Consider the following 22,718-nt stretch of genomic DNA (forward strand, 5'->3'; position numbering starts at 1 on the left):
TTAAGGAGATTAAAATGAGATTAGAAATGGGTAATGGGCAAATTTGGGAGCAGTACTTACATTTCCTGGTTCTGCGTGCTGTAGAAATTGGGGAAGCGCATCTGTACGGTAGTTCCGTGGTTCTCATGTGAGGTCACCACCAGTTCGCCGTGGTGCATGCGTACAATATTCCTGGCCAGCGGAAGGCCGATCCCGTATCCTTCATAATTATCCGTATTCGAAGCCCTGAAAAACGGATCGTATATTTTGTTCATTTCCTGCTGCGGAATCCCGATTCCGTTGTCTTTCACAATCAGGTATACATCATTGTCTGTGGCGCCCAGGGCGACTTTAACCTGCTGGAAGTCCGAATATTTACATCCGTTGCTGATGATGTTGGCAACGGCCAGGTGCAGCAGCTGTTCATTGCCCTGTACCTTAAGTTTCTTAGGGTTGTCAGGCAACATACTGATGTCAAGAAAAATATTGTTGCGGGCATCGATTTTCCTCAGGGTTTCAATCACGTCCCAAAGGAGCTGGTCCATCCGTACTTTATCCATCTTCTGGATTTTTCCGTCGAAACCGGTCTGGGCAATCATCAGCAGGGCCTTGATCTTCCTATCCAGCTTTTCCGCTTCATCCAGGATAATACCGAGGGTTTCGCGGTATTCGCCGGCTGTCCTCGTGATAGAGAGGGCCACATCGGCTTCCCCCATGATAGAGGTAAGCGGGGTCCTCAATTCATGCGAAACATTGCCGATGAGGTGGTTCTGGGTCTCAAACGAGGTTTCAATACGGTTAAGCATATCGTTGAACGTATCCACCAGCTCATTAAGCTCTTTATTGCCCGGCTGAGATTCCAGCCTGAGGTGCAGGTTCTCGGAACTGATTTCCTTTACCTTGCCGGTAATTTTCAGAATAGGCTTGAATAAAGTCTTGGACAGGTAAAAAGAGAAAATCATACTGAAAAACAGTGACAGGACGATACAGGTGATCAGTGTCCTCTTTAAAAAACCGAGGTAGTACACAACGTAATGGTTTTTGGCCGAAGCAATGGCAATGTAGTTTTTGCTGCCGTATCTGAACGTCTGCCCGATATAGTAGAATTCCTTGTCATTGTAATTGGCTTCACCCTGCTTGACAATATTTTTGAAAAATGAAGAAGGAATATGCACCTCCTGTGATATTTTCCTGAAATTGGAATCTGAAGGAACCGCGAAAACATAGTCGCGTTCCATGGGAAGCTCCTCATCATTCAGCCGGTTCAGGATATGGTTTTCCGGCAGGTCCAGGTGTTCCTTGCCTTTTTCAATCTGAATGATGGTTGCCGTACGGATTTTCAGGAGTTCATAAAACCGCTGGTGGGAAAAGTTGACAATAGAAAAGTAAACCAGGCCGCTGAAAAGCAGGATGATTGCGGTAAAAACCATCATGAGGAGCACCATGGTTTTGGTCTGGTTGGTCATTACTCTATTGAACATTCTTTATGGTTTTTTTAAGACATACCCCATTCCGATGACCGTATGGATCAGCTTCTGGTCCTCCTGGTAATCCAGCTTTTTTCTCAGATAATTAACGTAAACATCCACTACATTGGTCCCCAGTTCATAATTGACGCCCCAAACGGCCTCTAAGATTTCGGCTCGTGAAATGACCTTTTCAGGATTATTGACAAAATACAGCAGGAGCTTATATTCAGTGGAGGTCAGCGAAATCTCTTCCCCGCCCCTTGTTACTGTTTTGGTATAGTCATTGACAACAAGGTCTGAAAACCTGAATATATATTCCTGATCCGTTTCCGGCCCGGCTGTTTCCTGGACACCGCTATGGGTATTGCTTCTTCTCAGCAGTGATTTTACACGGGCGACCAGCTCTATGAACTTAAAAGGCTTCACAAGATAATCATCACCTCCGCACTCCAGTCCCAGTACGATGTTTTCGGAGGTTCCCAGAGCAGTTAAAAACAGGATCGGAACATGCTGGTTGGTTTTCCTGATCTCCTTGCAAACATCCAGTCCGTTCATCTCCGGCAGCATGATGTCCAGAATCACCAGGTCGAAATCATTGGACTGTACCAGCTGTACCCCTGTTTTTCCGTCAAAAGCAACGGAAACTTCATAGCCGTTCTCCTGCAGTCCTTTCTTGATGAAAGAGACTACGCTGGTTTCGTCTTCAATAAGGATGATTTTTTTCATGAGGTATGGGAATGACACAAAAATAGGAAATAAATCTGAGTAGCAGCTATAGGCTATCATCTCTATATTTGCCATGGCGGCCGTTCCATACGGTAATTACAGTAAACAGGATATCAATACAGGTTTGCCGGATATCAATTCTTTCGTGCCGGTTTCTTCTTAAATGAGTAATCTTGTTATACTCCGAAGTTGAAACAAAACGAATATTATGAAAGAATCCCTTAACCAGGAAGCGTGGAATGCGCTTATGGACAATAATTATCCCTTAGCGGCAAAATATTGGGTGGACGGGTACGGCCTTCCGGATGATGATGAAGAGCTGGAACGCATATTTCAGCATGTGAACACCCTCAATACAGCACAGCACCATCCGGATCTCTGTGCCATCCTCGGTCTTATTGCCCTTGACCATAATGATATTTTTGATGAAGACAGGGAAAATGCCCTTATCCAGTGCCTGCAGTGGAGCCACCAGGGACTTGAAAAAGATCCCCTTCATTATCAGTGCAGCCGCAATGCCGGATCTGCGCTGTACTGGCTCGGAAGCGGCCCCGAGGCACTGTCGTATTACGAGAAGGCACATAGCATACGGCCATCACCGGTGCTCCAGATCCGCATGTTCAACATCCGGAATCAGGATCAGCGGGATCCGGATTTTTCCGGGCTCATCCTTTCCGAGGATACCGGATCAGGAATGGAAGCCTACAATACCGGTGTAGAACTCAACAGGCTGCTGCTACAGTATCCTGATATGCCCGAAACAGAACAGCAGCGACTCACTGCGTTGAAAAAAAAGTTTTACGAAAAAGCCTATCAGCTTTATAAAGATGCAGTTGTACATAAGACCGGTGACCGGCTGAATGATGATCCCCACACTTTCGCTATGTGCTGCAATAATCTGGCAGGGGAGCTCAGCCATGAAGGCAAATATCAGGAAGCCATTGCCATCGGAACCGAGGGGATTGAGCAGAGCCCGTTTCTCGTCATCCTCATGAACAGGATGAGCAATTATATGTATGGCGGAATGCCGGAACAGACCATTATGGATGGAAAGCGGCTTCTGGATGAGTATGCAGGCCAGATGGACATCATTTCTTTTTTCAGTGTGATAGATACGATCTGCATCAGCTACCTTGAACTTAACAACTATAAGGAAACCCTGCAATGGGCAGACAGAGGACTGGAAACTTATTATCAGATCAATCCGTCAGACCCTATCCTGCAGGATGCGGAAATGACCCGATGTGTGACCAATTTTTTCATTAACAGGGCCAAGGCTGTCGCTGCCCTGGGTATCGATACGGACCCTACTGAAAATGCCAGGAAAGCTGATCAGCTGCTGGAAACAATGCCTGATAACCCAAGCCTGATGATCAGCAGGGCAGATACTTTTGTAAAAGAAGGGCAGTGGGAGAAAGCACTGGAATGCTATGAGCAGGCCATCCATTTCGGGATAGAAAGAGGGATGGAAAGATCTGTGCAGGTAGCCCTGTACAACAAAGGATACATTCAGGAAGTATATCTGAAAGAAAGTGATGAGGCCCTTGGAAGTTTCGGTCAGAGCATAGAGGCAGGGAACAATGATTTCTGGTGTTATTACTGGGCGGTTCACTGTGCCTATAATCTGAGGGAAGATGAAGCCACGGTACGCTACGGTGAATCGGCAATAGCTGTATTACCCCAACAGGATGGTATTGCCGATGATATTGTGGCAGAGGTGTATGAACATATCGGAACGGCCCAGATTGACCTCGGAAATTATGAACAGGCGATAAAAAACCTGCAGAAATCCCTTAATCTGAATTTCTCCCAGACTGCACAGGATAACCTGAAAATTGCCCGGGAACAAATTGGAAAGCAGGGTGGTTTTTTTAAAAAGCTGTTTGGGAAGTAATCTGTGGTCACAGAAGCTTAGCAAAGCGTCAGCTTATAATAAAAAATGCAATTTCTATGAAATAGCGCAGGAATAAGGCGTATTTCAGGGAAAAAACGGTATCTTGAATCTATAATCAGGCTATGGAAAAAATAATCATAAGAAAAGTTGAACCTACAGACAATAAAGGTCTGTCGAAACTCATCAAAAACACGTTTGAAGAACATGATGCACCCCGGGAAGGAACCGTTTTTTCGGATCCGACGACAGATCACCTCTATGAGCTTTTCCAAACGGAGGGTTCTGTGCTTTGGGTAGGGGAACTGGACGGTCATATGGCCGGCTGTTGCGGCATATATCCTACACAGGGGTTGCCTGAAGGCTGTGCAGAATTGGTGAAATTCTATCTCCGCCCTGAAGCACGCGGAAAAGGGCTGGGCCAGGCTTTAATGAATCAGAGCATCAGCAGTGCAAAAGACATGGGATATAAGCAGATTTACCTGGAAAGCCTTCCTGAGTTTGCCAAAGCGGTAAGCATGTATGAAAAAATGGGCTTTACACTGCTAGAAAAACCTTTGGGGGATTCAGGACATGGTTCATGTACAGTATGGATGATCATGGAACTCGATGCTTTATAATACAGACTTTAAATAACCGGTCAGTTTTTACCGGGATGCTTATGAAAACAAAAAACCTCCGCAATTCAATTGCGGAGGTTTGTTTTCCATGTGAAACAGATCCAGGCAGCATGTGTCTGCTGAGTAATGTTTCCTGCTGTGCGGATGAAGGGACTCGAACCCCCATGCCTTATCGGCACCAGATCCTGATTCTGGCGTGGCTACCAATTACACCACATCCGCAGTTTAAGGCCGTATGATAAAGAACTCCTTTTTGTGAGTACAAATATACATGTTTTTCAGAATATTTTCATGACTCATCCTGTAAATTTTATGCAGAAGGCACGAAAAACAGGTAGTCTGTTTAAAATCAACTTTTTAAATTTCTGATGCAGTGCGGGGAGTGGGTAAGAAATCTGGTCAGACCATTATCCAAGTTTGATTATGCTTTTGAAGAAAGTGATTTTTTATATGATAAGTAAAGCATAATTTATTAGCGGTGTAGGCTGAAAACAAAAAAAGCTGATAATATAACATTATCAGCTTTTTTTATGTACCCCGGGCGGGACTTGAACCCGCACGCCAAAAGAGGCACAGGATTTTAAGTCCTGCGTGTCTACCAGTTCCACCACCAGGGCATGGCGTGGAGCGAAAAACGGGATTCGAACCCGCGACCCCAACCTTGGCAAGGTTGTGCTCTACCAGCTGAGCTATTTTCGCAAACTGTGCGGATGAAGGGACTCGAACCCCCACGCCTCACGGCACCAGATCCTAAGTCTGGCGTGGCTACCAATTACACCACATCCGCAGTTTTGTTAAGTCGTATTTTAAAGAGCTTGTCTCGTTTTTGTGAGTGCAAATATAGGACATTTTTCTTTGTCTCCAAACTTTTGCAGGAAAAAAATAAAAAAACTGCAATTTTTTTCCGGATGGTGTGTTATTACATTTCATTTTCTTACTTTTACATCATTATTAATTATGTTATGGAATTACAAGGAACGGTAAAGAAAATCACTGAAACCCAAACGTTTGCAAGCGGATTTCAAAAGAGAGAAATGGTTATTCTGACACAGGAGCAGTATCCGCAGCCTATCAACATAGAATTTCTGTCTGACAAGATCAGTTTGCTGGACAATGTAAGGGAAGGCGAAAATGTGAAAGTAGGCATCAACATCAGAGGAAGAGAATGGGTTTCTCCGCAGGGCGAAACAAAGTACTTCAATTCCATCACCGGATGGAGACTGGAAAAAGTTTCCGATAATGGTTCAGAACCTACCCAGGCTGCACCTTCATCTTCTTCATCCCAGACTTCCAACGAAAATCCTTTTGCAGGGGATGACGATGACGATTTACCTTTTTAATCAGATACAATAAGAAAATCTAATCCTGCTTTTTAAGTGGGATTTTTTTTCCCTCAATCATATGGTTCGACTCGATGAAAATGAAATGTCATTCCCGGATCCGCTTTTGTATGATGGCCATGAGGGCGTTATTGCTTTCGGCGGCGATCTCTCAGTGGAAAGAATCTGGTTCGCGTATACTTTAGGCATATTCCCCTGGTACAATCCGGATGAAGAAATCCTCTGGTGGTGCCCGGATCCCAGGTTCGTATTATTCCCCGAACATCTGCGTGTATCCAAATCCATGCGTAAAATCCTGAACCGGAATATCTTTACCTTCACGGAAAATAAGGATTTCAGGGCGGTCATCAGCAACTGCCAGAAAATCGGAAGGAGAGGCCAGTCGGGAACATGGCTCTCAGATGAGCTGATGGAGTCGTTTATCCGGCTTCATGAATATGGACTGGCTAAAAGTGTGGAAGTATGGCAGGATGACGAACTCGTGGGAGGCTTCTATGGCATCCAGATGGGGAGGGTATTCTGCGGGGAAAGCATGTTCGCTAAAGTCAGCAATGCGTCCAAAGCAGGATTTATTCATTTTGTGCAAACACACCGGGATGAGCTTGACATCATAGACTGCCAGTCGCATACAGACCATCTGGAAAGCATGGGTGCGGAGATGATTTCGAAAAAAGAATTTTTAACCATTTTATATCAGAATAATGAACGAAGATAAAGAAAAATGGATTCTCCTGGCGGTGCTGAGCATCATCTGGGGCTCTTCATTTATTCTCATCAAAAAATCCCTTGAACATTTCAGTCCGTATCAGGTCGGGGCTTTAAGGGTATTGATTGCCGGAATCATCCTTATGCCGGTTGCCATATCCAGATACAGGCAGTTTCCTAAACACCATCTGAAATGGCTCCTTCTGGCGGCATTCACCGGGAACTTCATTCCGATGTTCCTGTTTCCCATTGCAGAAACGGAAGTCAGCAGCAGCATAGCCGGAATCATCAACTCCATGATGCCGATTTTTGTCATTATTGTCGGGGCACTGGTCTGGAAGTTTCAGACGTCCCGGAAACAGATGGTAGGAACGCTGATCAGCTTTACAGGAGTTTGCCTGCTGGCTTTCGGTGGACAGGAAGGGACGGAATTTAAACTGATCCCAATTGTATTGCTGCTGTTTGCCACGCTTTGCTATGCCATGAGTACAACAACCGTCAAGTCCAAGCTGATGGAAGTTTCTTCTACTGTTTTATCTGCTTTTGTATTCTCTTACATCCTGTTTTTGCCTTCTCTGATTGCTTTGGCCTGTACGGGATTCTTCTCAAGCTTCAGTTTTACGAAAGACACGATGTTAGGCCTTATGTTCGTCAGTCTGCTGTCGGTATTCGGGACCGGACTGGCCATGATGATGAATTACAGGCTGCTTAAAGTCTCAACGCCTCTGTTTGCTTCCACGGTAACCCTATTGATGCCGATCGTTGCGATCATCTGGGGCATTCTGGACGGCGAAAAACTCAGTTTCCTGCAGTTTACCGGTGCAGGGATCATTCTTGCCGGGCTGATCTTTTTAAGGGCTAAATCAGATAAAAAATAAATCCTGCCGTAAAGGCAGGATTGTGCTGAATATGATCAGATTTTAATTCTTCTTTTTTGCTTTGGTTTTCCCTCTTTTAATCTCATCTTTCAGGTAAGGATATTTTTTCTGCATATCCTGAACCAGGGATGGGTCAAGGTCTAATGCCCTGTTCAGGGATTCTGCCCCTTTATCCTGGTTTTTAAGATTAAAATAACAGTTGCTCAGCTGGTAATACAGCTCGGCCCTGTGATGGTTCTTCAGTGCTGCCTGAAGGACGGTAACAGCCTCTTCATATTCTCCTAACAGCATCAGTACTTCACAATAGGCGTACCAGTTGTAAAAACGGGAGGGCTCAGCCTCTACAAGTTTCTTCAGGCACGACAGGCTTTCTTCAAATTTACCTGAATCGATGAACAGAAAGGCAAGGCGCTTCTGGTAATCCAGGTTATTTTCATTCAGGTGCGTAGCTTCGCGTGCAAAGTGCAGGGCTTCCGTCATACCGCCCATTTCTTCATACAGGTAAGACTGCTCCATCATCGAAAGGTAGAATTGCGGGTCTTCCCTTAGCGACTTCTGGAAAGCATTGAGTGCCATAATTGGCTGCTTCATTGCTTTGTAGCATAATCCGATCTTGTAGAACGTAAAAGCTTTCGTATATTCCAGTTCCAGCATTTCCCCATAGATATCAATGGCTTTGGCGTACTGGCCCAGTGCTTCGTAACAGGCTGCTTTATTGGCATAAACCCCTACTGAGCTTGAATTGATCGCAAGCAGATAATCGTATCCGCGGATGGCTTCCTCATAATTCTTTCTGTTGAAGTAGAACTGTCCGTATTCCAGCCATGCGGTCTCGGAGTAGGCAAATTCATCCAGGTAGTCATTAAGGAAAGTAATCGCCTCATCGCTCTTATTCAGGTCGCTGTAGCAGAGCATACAGTTCTCCAGCGCGTAATCATCGGTAGGATCTTCCTTCAGGGCACTTTTATAATGTTTCAGTGCATTGAACGGATCGCCGAGGTTAACGTATTCGTCTGCGATAAAGTTGTTCAGGAAATTTTCCTCTTCTTTCAGTTCCAGCGCTTTTTTGCAGATCTCAATGGATTTTCTCGGGTTTCCGAGGTTTGAATAGTATTTCGCATAACAAACCAGGAAGTCCGTATTTTCCATAGAGGAACCTTTCAGCTCGTCAATCAGATCTTTGGCGGTGGTGTATTCTTCCCATTCCAGAAGGATCTCAAGTTTTTTTATTTTGATGTCCAGGGAATTGGGATGAAGCTTAAGCCCGTAGTTCACTGCCTGGTCTGCGTAATTGAAATCACCCAGCTCCAGATAATAAACAATGATGTCTTCCAGTTCTTCTGTATCGAAATAGAATTCATCCTGATTCTCCATCATTTCTTCGAACCGTTTTACCAGTTCATTTTCAAAATATTCTTCCAATAGTATCTTCTCCGTCAGTCCAATGTCCGAATGTTTCTTGCAGACCTTGGCTAACTATTTAATTAATATTATTTCTTCATTATACAGTACAAAATTGCATCTTTTTTCCGGATTTTCTTTTCGTAAGTTTCTATCTTAAAGATAGCGAAAAATCTATCAGGATACAAGTATATTAACACAATATAACATCAAACGGCGGATGATATACGGTGTTTTATATAATTAGATGCATCATTTACATTTATGTTAAATCTCCTTCCGGGTCCTTTTCCACAAATAGTATACTGCAATTTATCTATGCATCAGATCAGGCTCCTGATCTTAGCGATCATATCATCGCCCAGCCTGTCTGCTTCCGCCTGGGTAGCTGCTTCCGTGTAGATCCTGATGATCGGTTCCGTATTGGATTTCCTCAGGTGTACCCAGTTGTTTTCAAAATCAATTTTTACCCCGTCTACCGTAGAGACTTCTTCATTCTGGTATTCCTGTTCCATTTTAGCCAGAAGGCCGTCCACGTCAATTTCAGGAGTAAGCTCTATTTTCTTTTTGCCCATGAAGTATTCCGGGTACCCGGCTCTCAGCTCAGAAACGGTTTTGTTTTCTTTGGCAAGGTGAGTCAGAAACAGGGCAATACCTACCAGGGAATCCCTTCCGTAATGCAGGTCCGGATAGATGATCCCTCCGTTCCCTTCGCCGCCGATAACAGCGTTCTTTTCTTTCATTAAAGTGACAACGTTCACTTCACCAACTGCGCTGGCAAAATATTCCGACTGATGGTCCTGTGCCACGTCCCTCAGTGCACGGCTGGATGAAAGGTTGGAAACTGCTGCGCCTCTTTTATTTTTCAGCAGGTAGTCGGCTACGGCAACCAGGGTGTACTCTTCCCCGAACATTTCTCCTTTTTCATCGATCAGCGCAAGGCGGTCCACATCCGGATCCACGACAACGCCAAGGTCTGCCTTTTCCTTTTCTACCAGTGCACAGATGTCTCCGAGGTGCTCTTTTAACGGTTCCGGATTGTGCGGAAACTCACCGGTCGGATCGCAGTACAGCAATACGGTTTCACAGCCCAGCTGGTCCAGCAGCATCGGGATGGCGATTCCTCCTGTAGAGTTCACGGCGTCCAGGACAATTTTAAATTTTTTAGCTCTGATGGCTTCCGCATCTACCATCGGCAGGTTAAGGATCTGCCGGATATGGATGTCGAACGCATCATTTCTGGTCTCGTATTTTCCGAGGTCATCGATTTCTGCGTAGTTGAAGTCTTCGCTTTCAGCAAGTGCCAGCACTTCAGCACCGTTTTCGCCACTAATGAATTCACCCTTTTCATTTAATAATTTCAGGGCGTTCCACTGTTTGGGATTATGGGAGGCCGTAAGAATGATACCGCCGTCCGCATGGAGTTCGGGTACCATGATCTCCACCGTAGGCGTGGTGGAAAGACCCAAGTCAACCACATGGATCCCAAGGCCCTGCAGGGTAGAGGTTACCAGAGAGGAAACCATCTGCCCGGAAATCCTTGCATCCCTGCCGATAACCAGCGTAAGGTCTTTTTTATTGTTTTTATTCTGGAGCCAGGTTCCGAATGCAGAGGCAAATTTCACCACATCAAGTGGGGTGAGGTTGTCATTTACTTTTCCTCCTATTGTTCCGCGGATTCCTGAAATACTTTTTATTAATGACATTCTGTGTTTATTTAATTCTGATTGATTGTTTATCTCAGGCAAAATTAGATATTATTTGTGATGCCGCCACAGAAAGTTATGAACATCCGCAGTCCTTATCGCAGCTGTTCCTCTTGGAGCTGAACTTCTTGGGTGCAAAATTTTTCCTGAGCACCCTGAACAGAGAATAACACGCAAAGGCTACAATAAGCAGGACCAGGATATACTGTATGATTAATGAAGTGTCCATTATTTTAAAATCTGGTATGCAAACATCGCTACAAAATAGGCCAAACCGGTCATCATGATCACCTGGAAGCCGGTCCATTTCCAGCTTTTGGTTTCCCTGTAGACCACTGCAAGTGTGGAAACACACTGCATTGCAAACGCGTAGAACAGCAGTACCGAAACTCCTGTGGCAAAGCTGAACACTTTTTCTCCGTCAGGCTTCACATCGCGTCTCATCTTATCAATCACCTTTACTTCCGGCGCATCATCTTCCAGGCTGTATAAGGTAGACATGGTGCCTACGAAAACTTCCCGGGCCACAAAGCTCGTTAAGATCCCTACGCCCATTTTCCAGTCATATCCCAGAGGCGCAATCACCGGTTCTATGCCTTTACCCATTTTGGCAAGGTAAGAATGATCCAGCTTCACATTCGTGGCCACCATTTCACCGGGGTTCTGTTTCGGGCCGAAATAGCTCAGGAACCAGATGATGATGCTCACGATAAAGATGATTTTTCCCGCTCCCGTAATGAAGTCCCAGACCTTGCCGAGGACCATTTTGAAATCATAGCCGAACAACGGTTTTTTATATGTAGGAAGATCCATAACCAGGTACGTCTTCCCTTTATCCTTGATGAATGTTTTCAGCACCGCCGCTGAAAGCAGGGCAACAACAAAACCCAGGAGGTACATGCTCATTAAAACCAGTGCTTTGTATTTAATGCCTAAAAAAGTTCCGTCTGAAATAATCAGCCCGATAATGATGCTGTAGACCGGAAGCCTTGCAGAACACGTCATGAAAGGCGTCACCAGAATGGTCAGCAGCCTTTCCTTTACATTTTCAATATTCCTGGTGGAGATCACGGCAGGAATGGCACAGGCAGTCCCGGAAACCAGTGGTACGATACTTTTCCCGTTCAGTCCGAACGGCCTTAGCAGGCGGTCCATCAGGAATACCACACGGGCCATATATCCGGAATCTTCCAGAAGGTAAAGGAAATATAAAAGGATCCCGATCTGCGGGGCAAAAATGACAATTCCTCCTACACCCGGCACAATTCCGTTGGATATAAGGGAATTAACGGGTCCTTCAGGCAGGTGTTCCGCACTGAAAGCAGACAGCCAGGCAAAAAATTCATCAATCCAGTTCATCGGATATTCCGCCAGGAAAAAAACGCTCTGGAAGATGATGAGCAGGATCAGCATAAATACCACATAACCCCAGAACTTATGGACCAGTACCCTGTCCAGCTTTTCCGTAAGCAGCTCTTTGAACTGCGGTTTTTTGGAAATCACATCCGCAAGGATCTTGTCTACCGTCTGGTATCTCCTTACGGTTTCCTGTACCTGCAGCCTTTTAGGAACCAGGCTTTTAGCGTCGGGCTCATTGATCAGCTCCATGGCAGACTGTATGCGTTCCAGTTCTTTTCCCAGGGAAAGGTTGATCCAGGCTCTGTATTCATTGTCCATCCCGTGATGGGAAGCAATTTTCCGGATAAAATCCTTATGTTCAGACGGGATCTCGAAAGAGATGTGGTCAGATGTGACAAAACTGTTGCTGAAGACCGCTTCTTTAAGATCACCGATCCCGATCTCTTCTTTGGCATTGGTCTGGATAACAGTAATGCCTAAAGCACGGGAAAACCTGTCGATATCTATGGTAATGCCCCGTCTTTCCGCCTGGTCGATCTGGTTAACTACGAGGATCATTGGGATGCCCAGGTCCTGGATCTGCTGAAACAGGAGCAACCCTCTTTTGAGGCTCAGTGCTTCAAGGATATAAATGACCCCGGCATAGTTCTGCTGTTCTTCGATCAGGAATTTTGAAAATATCGCTTCATCTTCGGAACTCGGATAGATGCTGTATGATCCGGGTAAATCAATGACCTCAACAACTTCATCTTTATAGTTGTAGTGTCCTGAATGACTGGCTACAGTAACCCCGGCGTAATTTCCGGTTTTCTGTTTTTTATTGCATAAAGTATTAAAAACCGTTGATTTTCCTACATTGGGGTTTCCCACGAGGAGGACCTGTTTTTTTTTATTTTCCTGCATTAATTCAATTGTTCAACAATGATAAAATCTCCTTCTTCTTCACGAAGGGCGATCCGGCTTCTCTCCTCCCCAAACTCCACATACATCGGGCCATTGAACGGGGCCTGATACAATATTCTGAAAATGGTTTCCGGAAGGAGGCCCATTTCTATAATCTTATTAGGCATTTTCAGTTGATGGTTATCATAGCCCAATATCTTTCCCACTCTGTTTCTGGGAAATCCGCTCAGCTTATGTAAATCTTTCTGTTTCAAAAAACTGCATTTTGTGATGCAAATATACGCTATTTAAATTTAATCTAAATAACAATATTGCATGAAAGAAATCAACCCAAATACCTGGGCGTATTTGGGTTGAATAAAGTATCTAATGGGGTCAGAGGGGGTAGGTTAGTTATTTTCTTTTCCTACTTTTTCCACTTTTCCTACATTCAGTTTCTGGTATGGCGGCTCGATAGGATTGTCGCTGGAGTTGAAGAAATCCTTGTACATTTTTTCCTGTTTTTTCAGCATATCACCAATGGTTCCGTCCATTCCCGGAATGGTCTTGGACATCATTTCCTGGGTCAGCATTGGCCTCATAGTCGCAAAAGGATCTTTCTTGAATTCATTGAATGTTTTTTCAAACTTCTCCCTTGGCATTTCGGTAACCTTGAGGTTCATCCCGGAAATCTTTTCTGCGTAGGACAGTTCTTCCCAGTTAGGAACCTTTTTATTGCCCTGGAGTACCCAGGAATAATCCTTGGCCTCATCTTCTATTTTTACGATCAGACCCGGAAGCCCTGAGAATTTGTAAGGACCATCCTGGAACGGAAGGTCTGTACTGAACCATGCGGTCCACTTTCTTCCTCCAAATTCTGTTGTAGCCTTCTGGGCGTTGTAAGCACCGATCTTTTCTTTTCATTCAGGATTTTCCAGTCGAATTTAGGCGTTTCATTATAAGCGATGCTCATTGGAGTAAAACCGCTGGAGATCCTTTCGATGTACTGGATTTTCATACCCGGATACAGCTTTACGATCTTTTCTGAAAACTTAGGCATCCTGATGGATTTGCTCATATCCTTGAATACCCCGGATTTCTGCATCGCTTCTACCTGGATTTTGATAATGGAGTCCTGGCCGATCACAGTATAATCCCTGTACACCGATCTGTCTTTTACAATATCCAGCGCCGTAAGTACTTTTTCAGTTTTGGCAGAGTCTTTTTTAGGCTTAAAAGTCAACTCATAAAAAAAACGGTTGGCTGTTTCTTTGGCATCTTTTGAATCCTGTGCCATACCAAAAGTAAAAAGACCTATCAGTAGTATTGAAAATAGTTTTTTCATTTTAATTTTTACTAATAAGTTGGTAAAAGCAGGAATATGTTACAGTTTTTTCCGGTTTATTTTTTAATGGGCGGAAGATAGCCTAGTCTTTCTGGATTTTAAAATTCCTGGTTTCCGAAGCTGTACCGATTTTGATCATATACGTTCCCGCAGGCAGTGATGACATATCGAGCGCTGTTCTTTTCTGTCCGGGCATAAGGTTGATCAGAAGTTTTCCGGAAAGGTCAAAAACACGGATATTCCGTATGACAAGGTTGTTTTCGATATGAAGCATATCTCTTACCGGGTTCGGATAGTACTGTAAGGCAGATTCTTTTCTGATATCCTTGGTAGACAGGGCGTTGTTGACAACCGTCAGGGTGTAGTCCCTGGTTTCTCCGGATCCGAAGTTCGAGCAGGCATTGCTGCCGGTGACAGAACTGCCGTATGCCCTTGTTCTGAACCTTATTTTAAGCGTTCCTGAAGGAAGACTGGCCGGAATGTTCAGCGTAGTCGTATTTTGTGTCGTCATGGAATTGACCACGGATGTAAATTCATTGCTTTCAAAGGTCCCGTTATTGTTATAATCCATCCAGAGGCCGATGACAGCTTCCGAAGAAGTGGAAGTGTAGAGTGAATATGACTGTCCTGAAATAAGGGTTGCCGTGGTCTGCCCGGAAGCCGGATATTCATGGTAAAAGGTGGTCTGGGCATTGAATGTGTTGTGGTCAAAGGTGGTATTGTTGATCTTTACAGTAATGAACCCGGGATCTGCATCTCCGCCGAGATTGGTGGTGCAGGGTGTATTTTGCGCATTCATAAGAGCTCCCCAGAAGAGAAAGACGGTCAATTTTTTTTTCATAGATAAATTTTAGACCGCAAAAATACTAAACAAATTCAATAATGCAATAATGTTGCAATAATTTAATATGGCCTTGTTGAATATTACGTGTACTCTTTTTTCATGGTGTTGCATATTCCTGCATTCCGTGTCGAGGTATATCAACAAAAAACCAGCCTTCAAGGCTGGTTTATGATTACTTAAAGAGTGATTTACTTAAAGTTGAATTTTACGGTAAACATCACCTGGCTCGGGCGGAGCTGCATGGTGGTCTGAGTAATGGTGGCTGCATCAACATTGATTCGTTCAAATACTTTTCTGTCTGCAATATTCATCCATTTCAACTCAAAATCAACTTTCTTCTTTGCCCAGGTAAACTGATAAGAAACATCGAAAAACCCGTTGTTATATTTGGTTTCTCCCAGTTTGGAATTGATCTGGTCCCAATAAAAACCTATGGTGTGGTTTTCAAGAGGATAAAAGAAAATATTCAGGTTATGATTATAGTTTTCAGTTTTTGCCAGACTGGTCTGGATAATTCCGTTAGTCTGTTTGTTCCAAGATTTGGTCATATTGAAATCAATGCTCATCCATGAGAAATAAGTATTGTTGAATTTGAATCCTAAGCTGTTGCTGGTGTTTTCATTATTGATATCCTGATTATTCCTTCTGGACTGTGATTCCGAATTGGTATTGCTGAAATTCACAGAAGCATTGGTTTTAAACTTCGGGAAGTACTTTCCAATTTCAGAGTAAAAGCTTTTACTAGTTCTATTATTTTCGCTTTCAATGTATTCGATAACACTGAAACCGGATGGGTTCACTGAGCTGGAAGCTAGTAAATTATTTTTGGCATCGCTTAATCTATATCCTAAGTTAAAGAAAAGATTATTCAGCGGATTACGGTACTCCAATCTCACTCCTGCACTTTTAGTAGTGGTTTGCGGAATAGGATTGTTGGGATTCATTACATTAAACCCGGCAGGGCTTGTTAAAATATATCCTGCATAAGCAGTCTGGATGTCTCCGAAATTATTGCTGATATTGGCATTGGCACTTGCTTTAAAGAAAGATGCAAATGAGTACTGTGCGAAGATATTAGGCGTAAATGTTGTTCTGTTCAGAGATTTGGAAACATTTCTAAAGGCATCTTCAGCCTTAATACTATTGAAGTTAACCGGGAAATTGGCAAATAAACTCCAGGCATCAGATTTATAATTAACACCTACAGAGGCGGAAGGCGTAATCTCTGTAAATTTAAGATCATTTTCATACAGGCTGCTTCCGAAATCAGGTGAGTTGGAATTGGTAGAGGCATCAAAATTTGTTGTAAGCCTGTCTGTAGAAAAATCTACACCCACCTGTGGTGTAAAGGTCCATCCTTTTGTTGAAAAACTGATATTCGCAGAGTGTGATGTATCTAATGTCTTGATTCTGAAGTTTTGCAATGCAACTGTTCCGGGAGCAAAGTCAATGGTTGATAAAACATCACTTCCAGGCTGCCTGTAAGGTATCTGCAGGTAATTTGCAGGCGAGATCTCTAAAGTCTGGCGGTCATCCTGATAGTTAATGAAAGACTTCAGGTTGACCATCTTTTCTTTCCAGGGGATGATGGTACTTAATGAATTCTGAAATGATGATGTTGGAGACTGAAGGGCTTCATTGCCATACCGCGTTATCCCTGCATTGGATCTTTCTGCCATGGCACGGTCTGCATTCCAGAATTGGGAGAAAGTGGTCGTGTTTTTAAAGAATCCCTTTTTAGCATTTTTAGTAAAAATCAGTTCACCTTTGGCTTTATCTGTGTAAAATTTATTCAGGAATTTTGTTCCGTACTGAGTTCCCTGCTGGAAATCCGTAGTACTGCTGGTAGATTCTCTTTCTACTGCATTGTTGGTATAGTTTGCATTGGCTTTCAGTTCCCATTCCTTTTTATTATCGATATTGGTAAGGTAGTTGGCAGAGAGGTAATGAACGCTGTTCATCAGGTATCTTTTTACCGGAAGATTTGGGACTTCCGCATTCTCTACATTCAGCCAGTCGTTTTGGGCGGCATTCACCCTTCTTCCTTCCCAGGAGCTACCGAAAGCAAGGATATTTCCTTCATTTTCCACCTGCTCACCGGTATTATTGGTTTTGTAATTAACCACCCATTGGCTTTTCTGTCCGAAGAACATCGGCGTCAGCTTCACATTCCACAGCCATGGATCTCCAAATCCGGTTCCTACTTCCCCGCGCCCGGTCATGGTCACGGAATTTTTGAGTTTGATGTTGATGGCTGCCTGGTCAGAAGGCACTTTATCCTGAAGGATCTTGACCGGCTGGTGGTTTTCGAGGACCTCTACTTTCTGTACAGCATCTTTCGGAAGGGAATTGTTGATGGTTCCGTATCCGCCTTCCATAAGGTCTTTTCCGTTTACATAAAACTTATTGATGGCATTTCCCTGGTAGAGGATGGTTCCGTCGGCATTCACTTCCACACCCGGGATTTTTTTCATGACATCCGCCAGGGTACGGTCATTCTTGCTGTCGAAAGCTTTAAGGTCGTAGGAAATGGTATCTCCGCGGGCTGTAATCATACGGGTTTTCAGTTTTACCTCTTTGATTTCAGTCGCTTCGGATTCCAGCTTGAAGCTGAGTGTCTGATCTGTATTGCTGATCTGCTTAGTCACCGATTTCTGGTTGAAGGCCTTCACTTTAAGGTCCACATTGGATTCCGGAGACGTAAAGGTAATCTTATATTCTCCTTTGGAGTTGGTGATGGCATACGCCAGGATCGCATCTTTGCCGGGCTCTTCTATCGTAACGCTGGCACTTGGAATGGCCACCCCGTCTTCATCCGTAATTTTTCCCGAAACCGTTTTCTGGGCAAAGGTAAGCGCAGAGAAGAAAAGCATCAGAAACAGAAAGACATTCTTTTTCATAGTTTATTATTTGAGTAATTAGTTATACAACAATCAGGTTTGTTACACCTGTATAAAGATGTTTTTTAGTGGCAAAGGTTAAAATCTTTTTTTATCACTACAAATATAGTTATATTTTTGAGCTGACAAATTTTTCTTCAGGTTATTATTGTTTTTAAGAAAAGTATACATTTGTAAAAAATAAACACATTGGAGTAGGAACCAATCTTAAGAAACTCAGAAGCAAAACGAAACTTTCCCAACAAGAGATTGCCGATATGCTGGGACTGGACAGGAATACCTATACAAACTGGGAAAATGAAACCACGGATATCAAATCGCAGTACATCCCGAAACTGGCGGAAATTTTTGAAGTGAGCATCCTTGACCTGTTTCAGGAAGGCCAAAAAAACCAGTTTGTCAATAACAATTATGACAATAAAAACCAGGACAATGCAATTGGACAGAAGGATATCCAGCAGGGGATCATTATTAACATCACGGATTCCGAAGCTGCCAAAATGCTCAGCAGCCAGTTGGAAGAACTGATCAAATCATTGAAGAAATAACTGTTGAATAAGCTTCCGGCTGTTTAGTGCGGATCTGTACAATCGGGCATTCCATTCCCTCTAAATCCCGGATGATCTTATTCGAAGGGTTTCAGCTCGATGGGATTGTTGTACATCTTTTTTCTTTTCTCTATCAGGGACTGATAATATTTACGCTCTTCTCCTGCTATTTCCAGTCCGGAAAAAGCAGCCAGCGTATTTTCCATATTGTATTTGGCCTTCAGGTATTTATCTTTTGGATATTCTTTAAAGGGTGAAAGATTGATGGTGAAACCCGAAGCATATTTTTCAGCTTTTGTCAACGTAAAATGATACTGGTCCCTGGTATCGTACAGTTCAAAGATCAGTCCCGGTAAACCGTTGAATTTGTACGGTCCCAAGGACTGGGGATACTCCTTTGAAAAATACGCAATCCATCGCCTTCCGTATTTGTTGGTGGCAGCCATCTGGCATCTGACGCCATTGATGGTCTTCGTTTCGCCGTACAGGACCCATTTGAGATTAACCTTTTCCTGATACCGTATCTTATCATCCCCGTATTTGAAGAAGACGGTGGTACTGCCTTCTTTTCTCAGCAGCCTTTCCTGAAAATAATCGCTGGCCGTCCGCAAATCTATTCCTGCCTTTGCCTTATACTGTCCGGTATCGTTAAGTAATTCTGGATCCCGGCAAAATAATAGTCCTGGGAATTCCCGACCAGGACAAACTTCTGAAATTTCCGGTAGTTCTCTCCCAGCTTCAGGGAAGCATCATAATCTGCCCTGATGGTGGTGTTCAGCTCTGTTTTCTGCCCGAGAACAGCCCAGGACCAGCATAGCAGGAGGAGCATGATTGTTCTTTCCATATCGTATTATATTAAAAGGCGGAGTTTTTTCTATTCGTTACCTGAAAAATTTTCAGGAGAATTATTCAAACGGCTTAAGCTCTAACGAATTGTTGTACATTATTTTTACTTTATCAAGAATCTTCTGGGTCTCTCTCCTGAAATTTTCATCATCGATCGGAGGAAAAGCAGCCAGCGTAAACCTCATATTATATTGAGCCTGTAAATAATTCCTTTTACTCATCAGTTTGTAATTCGAAAGATTGAATGTGAATTCTTCCGAATCTTTTTCAATTTTCACCGCTGTAAAATGATACTCATCTCTGGTATCATATACTTCCATTACCAGTCCCGGCAGTCCTGTAAATTTATACGGCCCGGTAGAAATAGGATATTCCCGGGAAAAATAGGCAATCCATCTTCTTCCGTATGTATTGGTGGCTGCCATCTGGCATTTTATTCCGTTAATGACTTTTGTATCGCTGTATAAAACCCATTTTAAAGGCTCAGATTCTTCATATCTTATTTTTGCATCCGAAAAACGGATGAACACAGATATTTTGTTATTTTCTTTTATGACCCTTTCCTGAAAGTAATCGCTAATCACTCTGGTATCAATAGCTGCAGTCTGCTTATATTGTCCGGTATCATTCAGGTAGTTACGAGCGGCAGCAAAATACGAGCTCTGGGCATTACTCAGCAAAATAAATTTTTGATTATGATTGTTTTTTTCACCCAATTGCAGCCTTGAATCATACGTTACCTTTAGGGTCGGTATAAAACTGATTTTCTGAGCAAAGCTTAACATACTAATAATGGTGGTGATAATGGTCAGTATTATTTTCATGGTAATATTCAATTAAAAGGCAGGCAGATACATTCTGCCTGCCGGATTTAATTAAGGATTAATGGTAACATCCGGTGTTACGCCACATTCAGCCTGGTTCGCCGTAGCAATCCAGTCAGCCATCTGGTTATAAGTAAAATTACTTGGGAATGTGGTGTAATGCTTTACCCCACAGGTTGAAGTCCAGACTGCCTGAACAGCTTTCGCAAATGCCATCACGGAAATCCCTATCATGGCGGAAAATAAAATCTTTTTTTTCATTGTAATTTTTTATTGGTTGACACTAATTGTTTTGCCACGGTACTTTCCTGTCTAGAATAGAACGTACGGTAGCTGATGCATCATGATAACAGTAAGGAGAATTACACTTGCCGGAACGGCATCGTGTTTCGCGAAATCCTCATTTGTGTTATGGTTCAAAAGTAAGCATAAGTCTGAATTGGTAAGGTGATAAAAACCGGCAAATTATGCTTGTTTTTTTTGGCATGGCCATTAACTTAATCATTAGAAATAGTGTGGCCTGATTTTCCGGTCAAAATGTAATTACTGTAAAAAAGATCAGTATTTAACCAATTAAAATCATTAGATTACATCATGATATGATCTCAGGCAAGTCTGTCTTTTATCAGGATATTGTACTTTTGCAGGATGTACCATGAAGATCAATCCGTTAAAGCTTATTTAGAATAAATAGGTAAAAGTGATTTGTATCATAGATTAAAAAAAGCTTAAACGATGTTAAGTATATATTAATTTAATAATTTTGTAATATAAAGTTTATACAATGGGAATAATTTTAAAGCCTATAGATGTTGTTGATGATATTACCCAGGAAGAATTTATCCGGAAATATCTCAAACCCCGGAAACCGGTTGTCATTAAGAACATGGCGAAAAAATGGCCAGCCTACCAGAAATGGACCATGGACTATATGAAGCAGGTCGTAGGAGATGTGGAGGTCCCGTTGTATGACAGCTCTAAGGCTGATCCTTCAGCTCCTATCAATGCCTCAGCGGCTAAAATGAAGTTCGGGGATTATATCGACCTGATCCAGAGAGAGCCTACAGACCTCAGGATCTTCCTTTTCGACCCTATTAAATATGCCCCGAAGCTCCTGGAAGATTACATTTCCCCGAAAGAGCTGATGGGTGGCTTCCTGGATAAATACCCCAATATGTTCTTCGGTGGAAAGGGCTCCGTAACGTTTCTCCATTTTGATATTGATATGGCCCATATTTTCCATACCCATTTCAACGGCAGGAAACATATCCTCCTGTTTGATTATAAATGGAGGGAAAGGCTGTACCAGATTCCATATGCGACTTACGCCCTTGAAGACTATGATATCGAACATCCTGATTTCACAAAGTTCCCTGCCCTGGACGGGGTAGAAGGAATTGAGTGTTTCCTTGAACATGGCGATACCCTGTTCATGCCTACCGGATGGTGGCACTGGATGAAATACCTCGATGGCAGCTTCTCTATTTCCCTTCGGGCATGGGATAAATCCTGGGCGGTGAAAGCACATTCCCTATGGAACCTTACCGTGCAGCGTAAATTTGACGACCTCATGAAATCCAGGTTCAAGAAAAAGTATATGGACTGGAAAGAAAAGAAAGCGGTTCAAAGAGCAGAGATCGCCCTGAAAAGGGGCCTGCCCAAATAATAAACATATCTATACATTGAAAAGTTACCGCTCAGGCGGTAACTTTTTTTATGACGGTATCTGCATAATACCATAATAAAACCGCCTGTTGATTACAGGCGGTTTTATCATATTCATTGATGTTATAACTCGTATTGGAGACGGATATTAGCAATATTCATCGTAAGCAGCCTGTAAATTGGCTGCAATAGCACCCGCAGGATTTCCTTCGATGTGGTGTCTTTCCAGCATATGCACCAGTTCTCCGTCTTTAAACAGCGCCACGCAGGGTGAGCTTGGCGGGAACGGAGCAAGGTGTTTTCTGGCCTCCATTACGGCTTCTGTATCAAAACCTGCAAAAACAGTCGTTAAATGATCAGGCTTCTTATCTCCGGTCAGAGAGTATACCACACCCGGTCTTGCTGCGCCTGCAGCACATCCACATACGGAATTGATGACCAATAGGGTAGTTCCTGATTGTTTAAGAGCTTCTTCCACCTGTGCAGGAGTCGTAAGATCTTCAAAGCCTTTATCTGTAAGCTCAGCCTTCATAGGCATTACTAAATCTGTTGGGTACATAATATTATATTTTATCCATGCAAAGATAAACAATTACCTACTTCCTTTCAATACATAAAAACTATCATCAGCATTCGTTAATAAAAATAAATCTGAAATTATAAATCCCAACTTGGTTACTATTCGGAAAATTATTACTAAATTTGGTAAGATTCTAAAAACATAGCCATGAAAATTGTTTTAGAAAATTCCCTCACCAGGTAATTGCAACATGAGTTGTGAACCACGAAA

22 protein-coding genes, 4 tRNA genes and 1 pseudogene are annotated in these 22,718 nt (G+C 43.1%); 7 read left to right on the forward strand and 20 right to left on the reverse strand.

All coding sequences use genetic code 11. The features are described 5' to 3' along the window. Positions 1-56: 56 nt before the first annotated feature. Both CGB83_RS13000 and CGB83_RS13005 read right to left on the reverse strand, forming a co-directional pair. Positions 57-1,460, reverse strand: coding sequence for a sensor histidine kinase (locus CGB83_RS13000; RefSeq protein ID WP_100076177.1), 1,404 nt, complete (start codon positions 1,458-1,460; stop codon positions 57-59). Between the two features lie 3 nt (positions 1,461-1,463). Beyond that, positions 1,464-2,174 (reverse strand): response regulator transcription factor, encoded by a 711-nt coding sequence (locus CGB83_RS13005; RefSeq protein ID WP_100076178.1) that lies wholly within the window; start codon positions 2,172-2,174, stop codon positions 1,464-1,466. A 208-nt stretch (positions 2,175-2,382) separates the two neighbouring features. Between CGB83_RS13005 and CGB83_RS13010 the strand changes: the two genes are divergently transcribed. Together CGB83_RS13010 and CGB83_RS13015 are read left to right on the forward strand one after the other, a co-directional pair. Then, a complete protein-coding gene (locus tag CGB83_RS13010; RefSeq protein ID WP_100076179.1) occupies positions 2,383-4,068 on the forward strand; it encodes a tetratricopeptide repeat protein in 1,686 nt (561 codons plus the stop codon). Between the two features lie 122 nt (positions 4,069-4,190). After that, positions 4,191-4,685, forward strand: coding sequence for a GNAT family N-acetyltransferase (locus CGB83_RS13015; RefSeq protein ID WP_100076180.1), 495 nt, complete (start codon positions 4,191-4,193; stop codon positions 4,683-4,685). Positions 4,686-4,824: 139 nt separating this feature from the next. Here CGB83_RS13015 and CGB83_RS13020 read toward each other — a convergent pair. From CGB83_RS13020 to CGB83_RS13035, 4 genes are all read right to left on the reverse strand, one after another. Next, positions 4,825-4,907, reverse strand: a tRNA-Leu gene (locus CGB83_RS13020). Positions 4,908-5,218: 311 nt separating this feature from the next. Continuing rightward, positions 5,219-5,302: transfer RNA gene (locus CGB83_RS13025), tRNA-Leu, on the reverse strand. Between the two features lie 6 nt (positions 5,303-5,308). Continuing rightward, positions 5,309-5,384, reverse strand: a tRNA-Gly gene (locus CGB83_RS13030). A gap of 6 nt (positions 5,385-5,390) precedes the next feature. Beyond that, a tRNA-Leu gene (locus tag CGB83_RS13035) sits at positions 5,391-5,472 on the reverse strand. Between the two features lie 175 nt (positions 5,473-5,647). Between CGB83_RS13035 and CGB83_RS13040 the strand changes: the two genes are divergently transcribed. From CGB83_RS13040 to CGB83_RS13050, 3 genes are all read left to right on the forward strand, one after another. After that, complete coding sequence (locus CGB83_RS13040; protein WP_157761420.1) at positions 5,648-6,025, forward strand: DUF3127 domain-containing protein; 378 nt, start codon at positions 5,648-5,650, stop codon at positions 6,023-6,025. A 61-nt stretch (positions 6,026-6,086) separates the two neighbouring features. Beyond that, complete coding sequence (gene aat, locus CGB83_RS13045; RefSeq protein ID WP_100076182.1) at positions 6,087-6,740, forward strand: leucyl/phenylalanyl-tRNA--protein transferase; 654 nt, start codon at positions 6,087-6,089, stop codon at positions 6,738-6,740. Beyond that, positions 6,727-7,608: a DMT family transporter gene (locus CGB83_RS13050; protein WP_100076183.1), complete on the forward strand. Its 882-nt coding sequence runs from the start codon at positions 6,727-6,729 to the stop codon at positions 7,606-7,608. Before aat ends, CGB83_RS13050 begins: the two co-directional genes overlap by 14 nt. 42 nt (positions 7,609-7,650) lie before the next feature. Here CGB83_RS13050 and CGB83_RS13055 read toward each other — a convergent pair whose 3' ends face one another. The 9 genes and pseudogenes from CGB83_RS13055 to CGB83_RS13085 form a co-directional block, all read right to left on the reverse strand. Further along, entirely contained in the window at positions 7,651-9,030 is a 1,380-nt protein-coding gene (locus CGB83_RS13055; protein ID WP_100076184.1) for a tetratricopeptide repeat protein, read from the reverse strand. Between the two features lie 302 nt (positions 9,031-9,332). Continuing rightward, entirely contained in the window at positions 9,333-10,715 is a 1,383-nt protein-coding gene (gene glmM, locus CGB83_RS13060) for a phosphoglucosamine mutase (protein ID WP_100076185.1), read from the reverse strand. 76 nt (positions 10,716-10,791) lie between these two features. Further along, entirely contained in the window at positions 10,792-10,944 is a 153-nt protein-coding gene (locus tag CGB83_RS20320; RefSeq protein WP_172954701.1) for a hypothetical protein, read from the reverse strand. Next, positions 10,944-12,977 carry a ferrous iron transport protein B gene (feoB, locus tag CGB83_RS13065; protein ID WP_100076186.1) on the reverse strand — a complete coding sequence of 678 codons (2,034 nt, stop codon included), beginning with the start codon at positions 12,975-12,977 and terminating at the stop codon, positions 10,944-10,946. Before feoB ends, CGB83_RS20320 begins: the two co-directional genes overlap by 1 nt. After that, positions 12,977-13,231 (reverse strand): FeoA family protein, encoded by a 255-nt coding sequence (locus CGB83_RS13070; protein WP_100076187.1) that lies wholly within the window; start codon positions 13,229-13,231, stop codon positions 12,977-12,979. Before CGB83_RS13070 ends, feoB begins: the two co-directional genes overlap by 1 nt. A 135-nt stretch (positions 13,232-13,366) precedes the next feature. Next, positions 13,367-13,639: a hypothetical protein gene (locus CGB83_RS20625; RefSeq protein WP_272482345.1), complete on the reverse strand. Its 273-nt coding sequence runs from the start codon at positions 13,637-13,639 to the stop codon at positions 13,367-13,369. Beyond that, a pseudogene (locus CGB83_RS13075) lies at positions 13,640-14,301 on the reverse strand (GLPGLI family protein); the annotation flags it as partial. Between the two features lie 82 nt (positions 14,302-14,383). Further along, positions 14,384-15,142, reverse strand: a complete 759-nt coding sequence (locus CGB83_RS13080; RefSeq protein WP_100076188.1) for a GEVED domain-containing protein — start codon at positions 15,140-15,142, stop codon at positions 14,384-14,386. A 191-nt stretch (positions 15,143-15,333) separates the two neighbouring features. Further along, a complete protein-coding gene (locus CGB83_RS13085) occupies positions 15,334-18,045 on the reverse strand; it encodes a carboxypeptidase regulatory-like domain-containing protein (RefSeq protein ID WP_100076189.1) in 2,712 nt (903 codons plus the stop codon). A 188-nt stretch (positions 18,046-18,233) separates the two neighbouring features. On the opposite strand from CGB83_RS13085, the gene CGB83_RS13090 reads away from it, so the two are divergent. Further along, positions 18,234-18,593: a helix-turn-helix domain-containing protein gene (locus CGB83_RS13090; protein ID WP_100076190.1), complete on the forward strand. Its 360-nt coding sequence runs from the start codon at positions 18,234-18,236 to the stop codon at positions 18,591-18,593. Between the two features lie 77 nt (positions 18,594-18,670). Here the strand turns inward: CGB83_RS13090 and CGB83_RS13095 are convergent, their stop codons facing one another. The 4 genes from CGB83_RS13095 to CGB83_RS13105 all read right to left on the reverse strand — a co-directional run bounded on the left by CGB83_RS13095 (position 18,671) and on the right by CGB83_RS13105 (position 20,524). Further along, complete coding sequence (locus tag CGB83_RS13095; RefSeq protein ID WP_228419923.1) at positions 18,671-19,204, reverse strand: GLPGLI family protein; 534 nt, start codon at positions 19,202-19,204, stop codon at positions 18,671-18,673. Positions 19,205-19,206: 2 nt separating this feature from the next. Then, positions 19,207-19,437 carry a hypothetical protein gene (locus CGB83_RS20455; protein ID WP_228419925.1) on the reverse strand — a complete coding sequence of 77 codons (231 nt, stop codon included), beginning with the start codon at positions 19,435-19,437 and terminating at the stop codon, positions 19,207-19,209. A gap of 61 nt (positions 19,438-19,498) precedes the next feature. Next, entirely contained in the window at positions 19,499-20,263 is a 765-nt protein-coding gene (locus tag CGB83_RS13100; protein WP_100076191.1) for a GLPGLI family protein, read from the reverse strand. A gap of 51 nt (positions 20,264-20,314) precedes the next feature. After that, positions 20,315-20,524 carry a hypothetical protein gene (locus tag CGB83_RS13105; RefSeq protein WP_100076192.1) on the reverse strand — a complete coding sequence of 70 codons (210 nt, stop codon included), beginning with the start codon at positions 20,522-20,524 and terminating at the stop codon, positions 20,315-20,317. A gap of 523 nt (positions 20,525-21,047) precedes the next feature. On the opposite strand from CGB83_RS13105, the gene CGB83_RS13110 reads away from it, so the two are divergent. Beyond that, entirely contained in the window at positions 21,048-21,929 is an 882-nt protein-coding gene (locus CGB83_RS13110) for a cupin-like domain-containing protein (protein ID WP_100076193.1), read from the forward strand. Between the two features lie 147 nt (positions 21,930-22,076). Here CGB83_RS13110 and CGB83_RS13115 read toward each other — a convergent pair whose 3' ends face one another. After that, complete coding sequence (locus CGB83_RS13115; RefSeq protein WP_100076194.1) at positions 22,077-22,487, reverse strand: BrxA/BrxB family bacilliredoxin; 411 nt, start codon at positions 22,485-22,487, stop codon at positions 22,077-22,079. Between the last annotated feature and the right edge of the window lie 231 nt (positions 22,488-22,718).

The sequence above is a fragment of the Chryseobacterium camelliae genome (genome assembly GCF_002770595.1).
GTDB lineage: Bacteria > Bacteroidota > Bacteroidia > Flavobacteriales > Weeksellaceae > Chryseobacterium > Chryseobacterium camelliae.

What these genes read in the sequence shown, in the direction of transcription:
- CGB83_RS20625 (WP_272482345.1), bottom strand. Translation starts at nt 13,639, where the DNA reads ATGAACCTCAAGGTTACCGAAATGCCAAGGGAGAAGTTTGAAAAAACA.
- glmM (WP_100076185.1), bottom strand. Translation starts at nt 10,715, where the DNA reads ATGTCATTAATAAAAAGTATTTCAGGAATCCGCGGAACAATAGGAGGA.
- CGB83_RS13080 (WP_100076188.1), bottom strand. Translation starts at nt 15,142, where the DNA reads ATGAAAAAAAAATTGACCGTCTTTCTCTTCTGGGGAGCTCTTATGAAT.
- CGB83_RS20320 (WP_172954701.1), bottom strand. Translation starts at nt 10,944, where the DNA reads ATGGACACTTCATTAATCATACAGTATATCCTGGTCCTGCTTATTGTA.
- CGB83_RS13110 (WP_100076193.1), top strand. Translation starts at nt 21,048, where the DNA reads ATGGGAATAATTTTAAAGCCTATAGATGTTGTTGATGATATTACCCAG.
- CGB83_RS13100 (WP_100076191.1), bottom strand. Translation starts at nt 20,263, where the DNA reads ATGAAAATAATACTGACCATTATCACCACCATTATTAGTATGTTAAGC.
- feoB (WP_100076186.1), bottom strand. Translation starts at nt 12,977, where the DNA reads ATGCAGGAAAATAAAAAAAAACAGGTCCTCCTCGTGGGAAACCCCAAT.
- CGB83_RS20455 (WP_228419925.1), bottom strand. Translation starts at nt 19,437, where the DNA reads ATGGAAAGAACAATCATGCTCCTCCTGCTATGCTGGTCCTGGGCTGTT.
- CGB83_RS13105 (WP_100076192.1), bottom strand. Translation starts at nt 20,524, where the DNA reads ATGAAAAAAAAGATTTTATTTTCCGCCATGATAGGGATTTCCGTGATG.
- CGB83_RS13085 (WP_100076189.1), bottom strand. Translation starts at nt 18,045, where the DNA reads ATGAAAAAGAATGTCTTTCTGTTTCTGATGCTTTTCTTCTCTGCGCTT.
- CGB83_RS13005 (WP_100076178.1), bottom strand. Translation starts at nt 2,174, where the DNA reads ATGAAAAAAATCATCCTTATTGAAGACGAAACCAGCGTAGTCTCTTTC.
- aat (WP_100076182.1), top strand. Translation starts at nt 6,087, where the DNA reads ATGGTTCGACTCGATGAAAATGAAATGTCATTCCCGGATCCGCTTTTG.
- CGB83_RS13010 (WP_100076179.1), top strand. Translation starts at nt 2,383, where the DNA reads ATGAAAGAATCCCTTAACCAGGAAGCGTGGAATGCGCTTATGGACAAT.
- CGB83_RS13000 (WP_100076177.1), bottom strand. Translation starts at nt 1,460, where the DNA reads ATGTTCAATAGAGTAATGACCAACCAGACCAAAACCATGGTGCTCCTC.
- CGB83_RS13040 (WP_157761420.1), top strand. Translation starts at nt 5,648, where the DNA reads ATGGAATTACAAGGAACGGTAAAGAAAATCACTGAAACCCAAACGTTT.
- CGB83_RS13115 (WP_100076194.1), bottom strand. Translation starts at nt 22,487, where the DNA reads ATGTACCCAACAGATTTAGTAATGCCTATGAAGGCTGAGCTTACAGAT.
- CGB83_RS13015 (WP_100076180.1), top strand. Translation starts at nt 4,191, where the DNA reads ATGGAAAAAATAATCATAAGAAAAGTTGAACCTACAGACAATAAAGGT.
- CGB83_RS13050 (WP_100076183.1), top strand. Translation starts at nt 6,727, where the DNA reads ATGAACGAAGATAAAGAAAAATGGATTCTCCTGGCGGTGCTGAGCATC.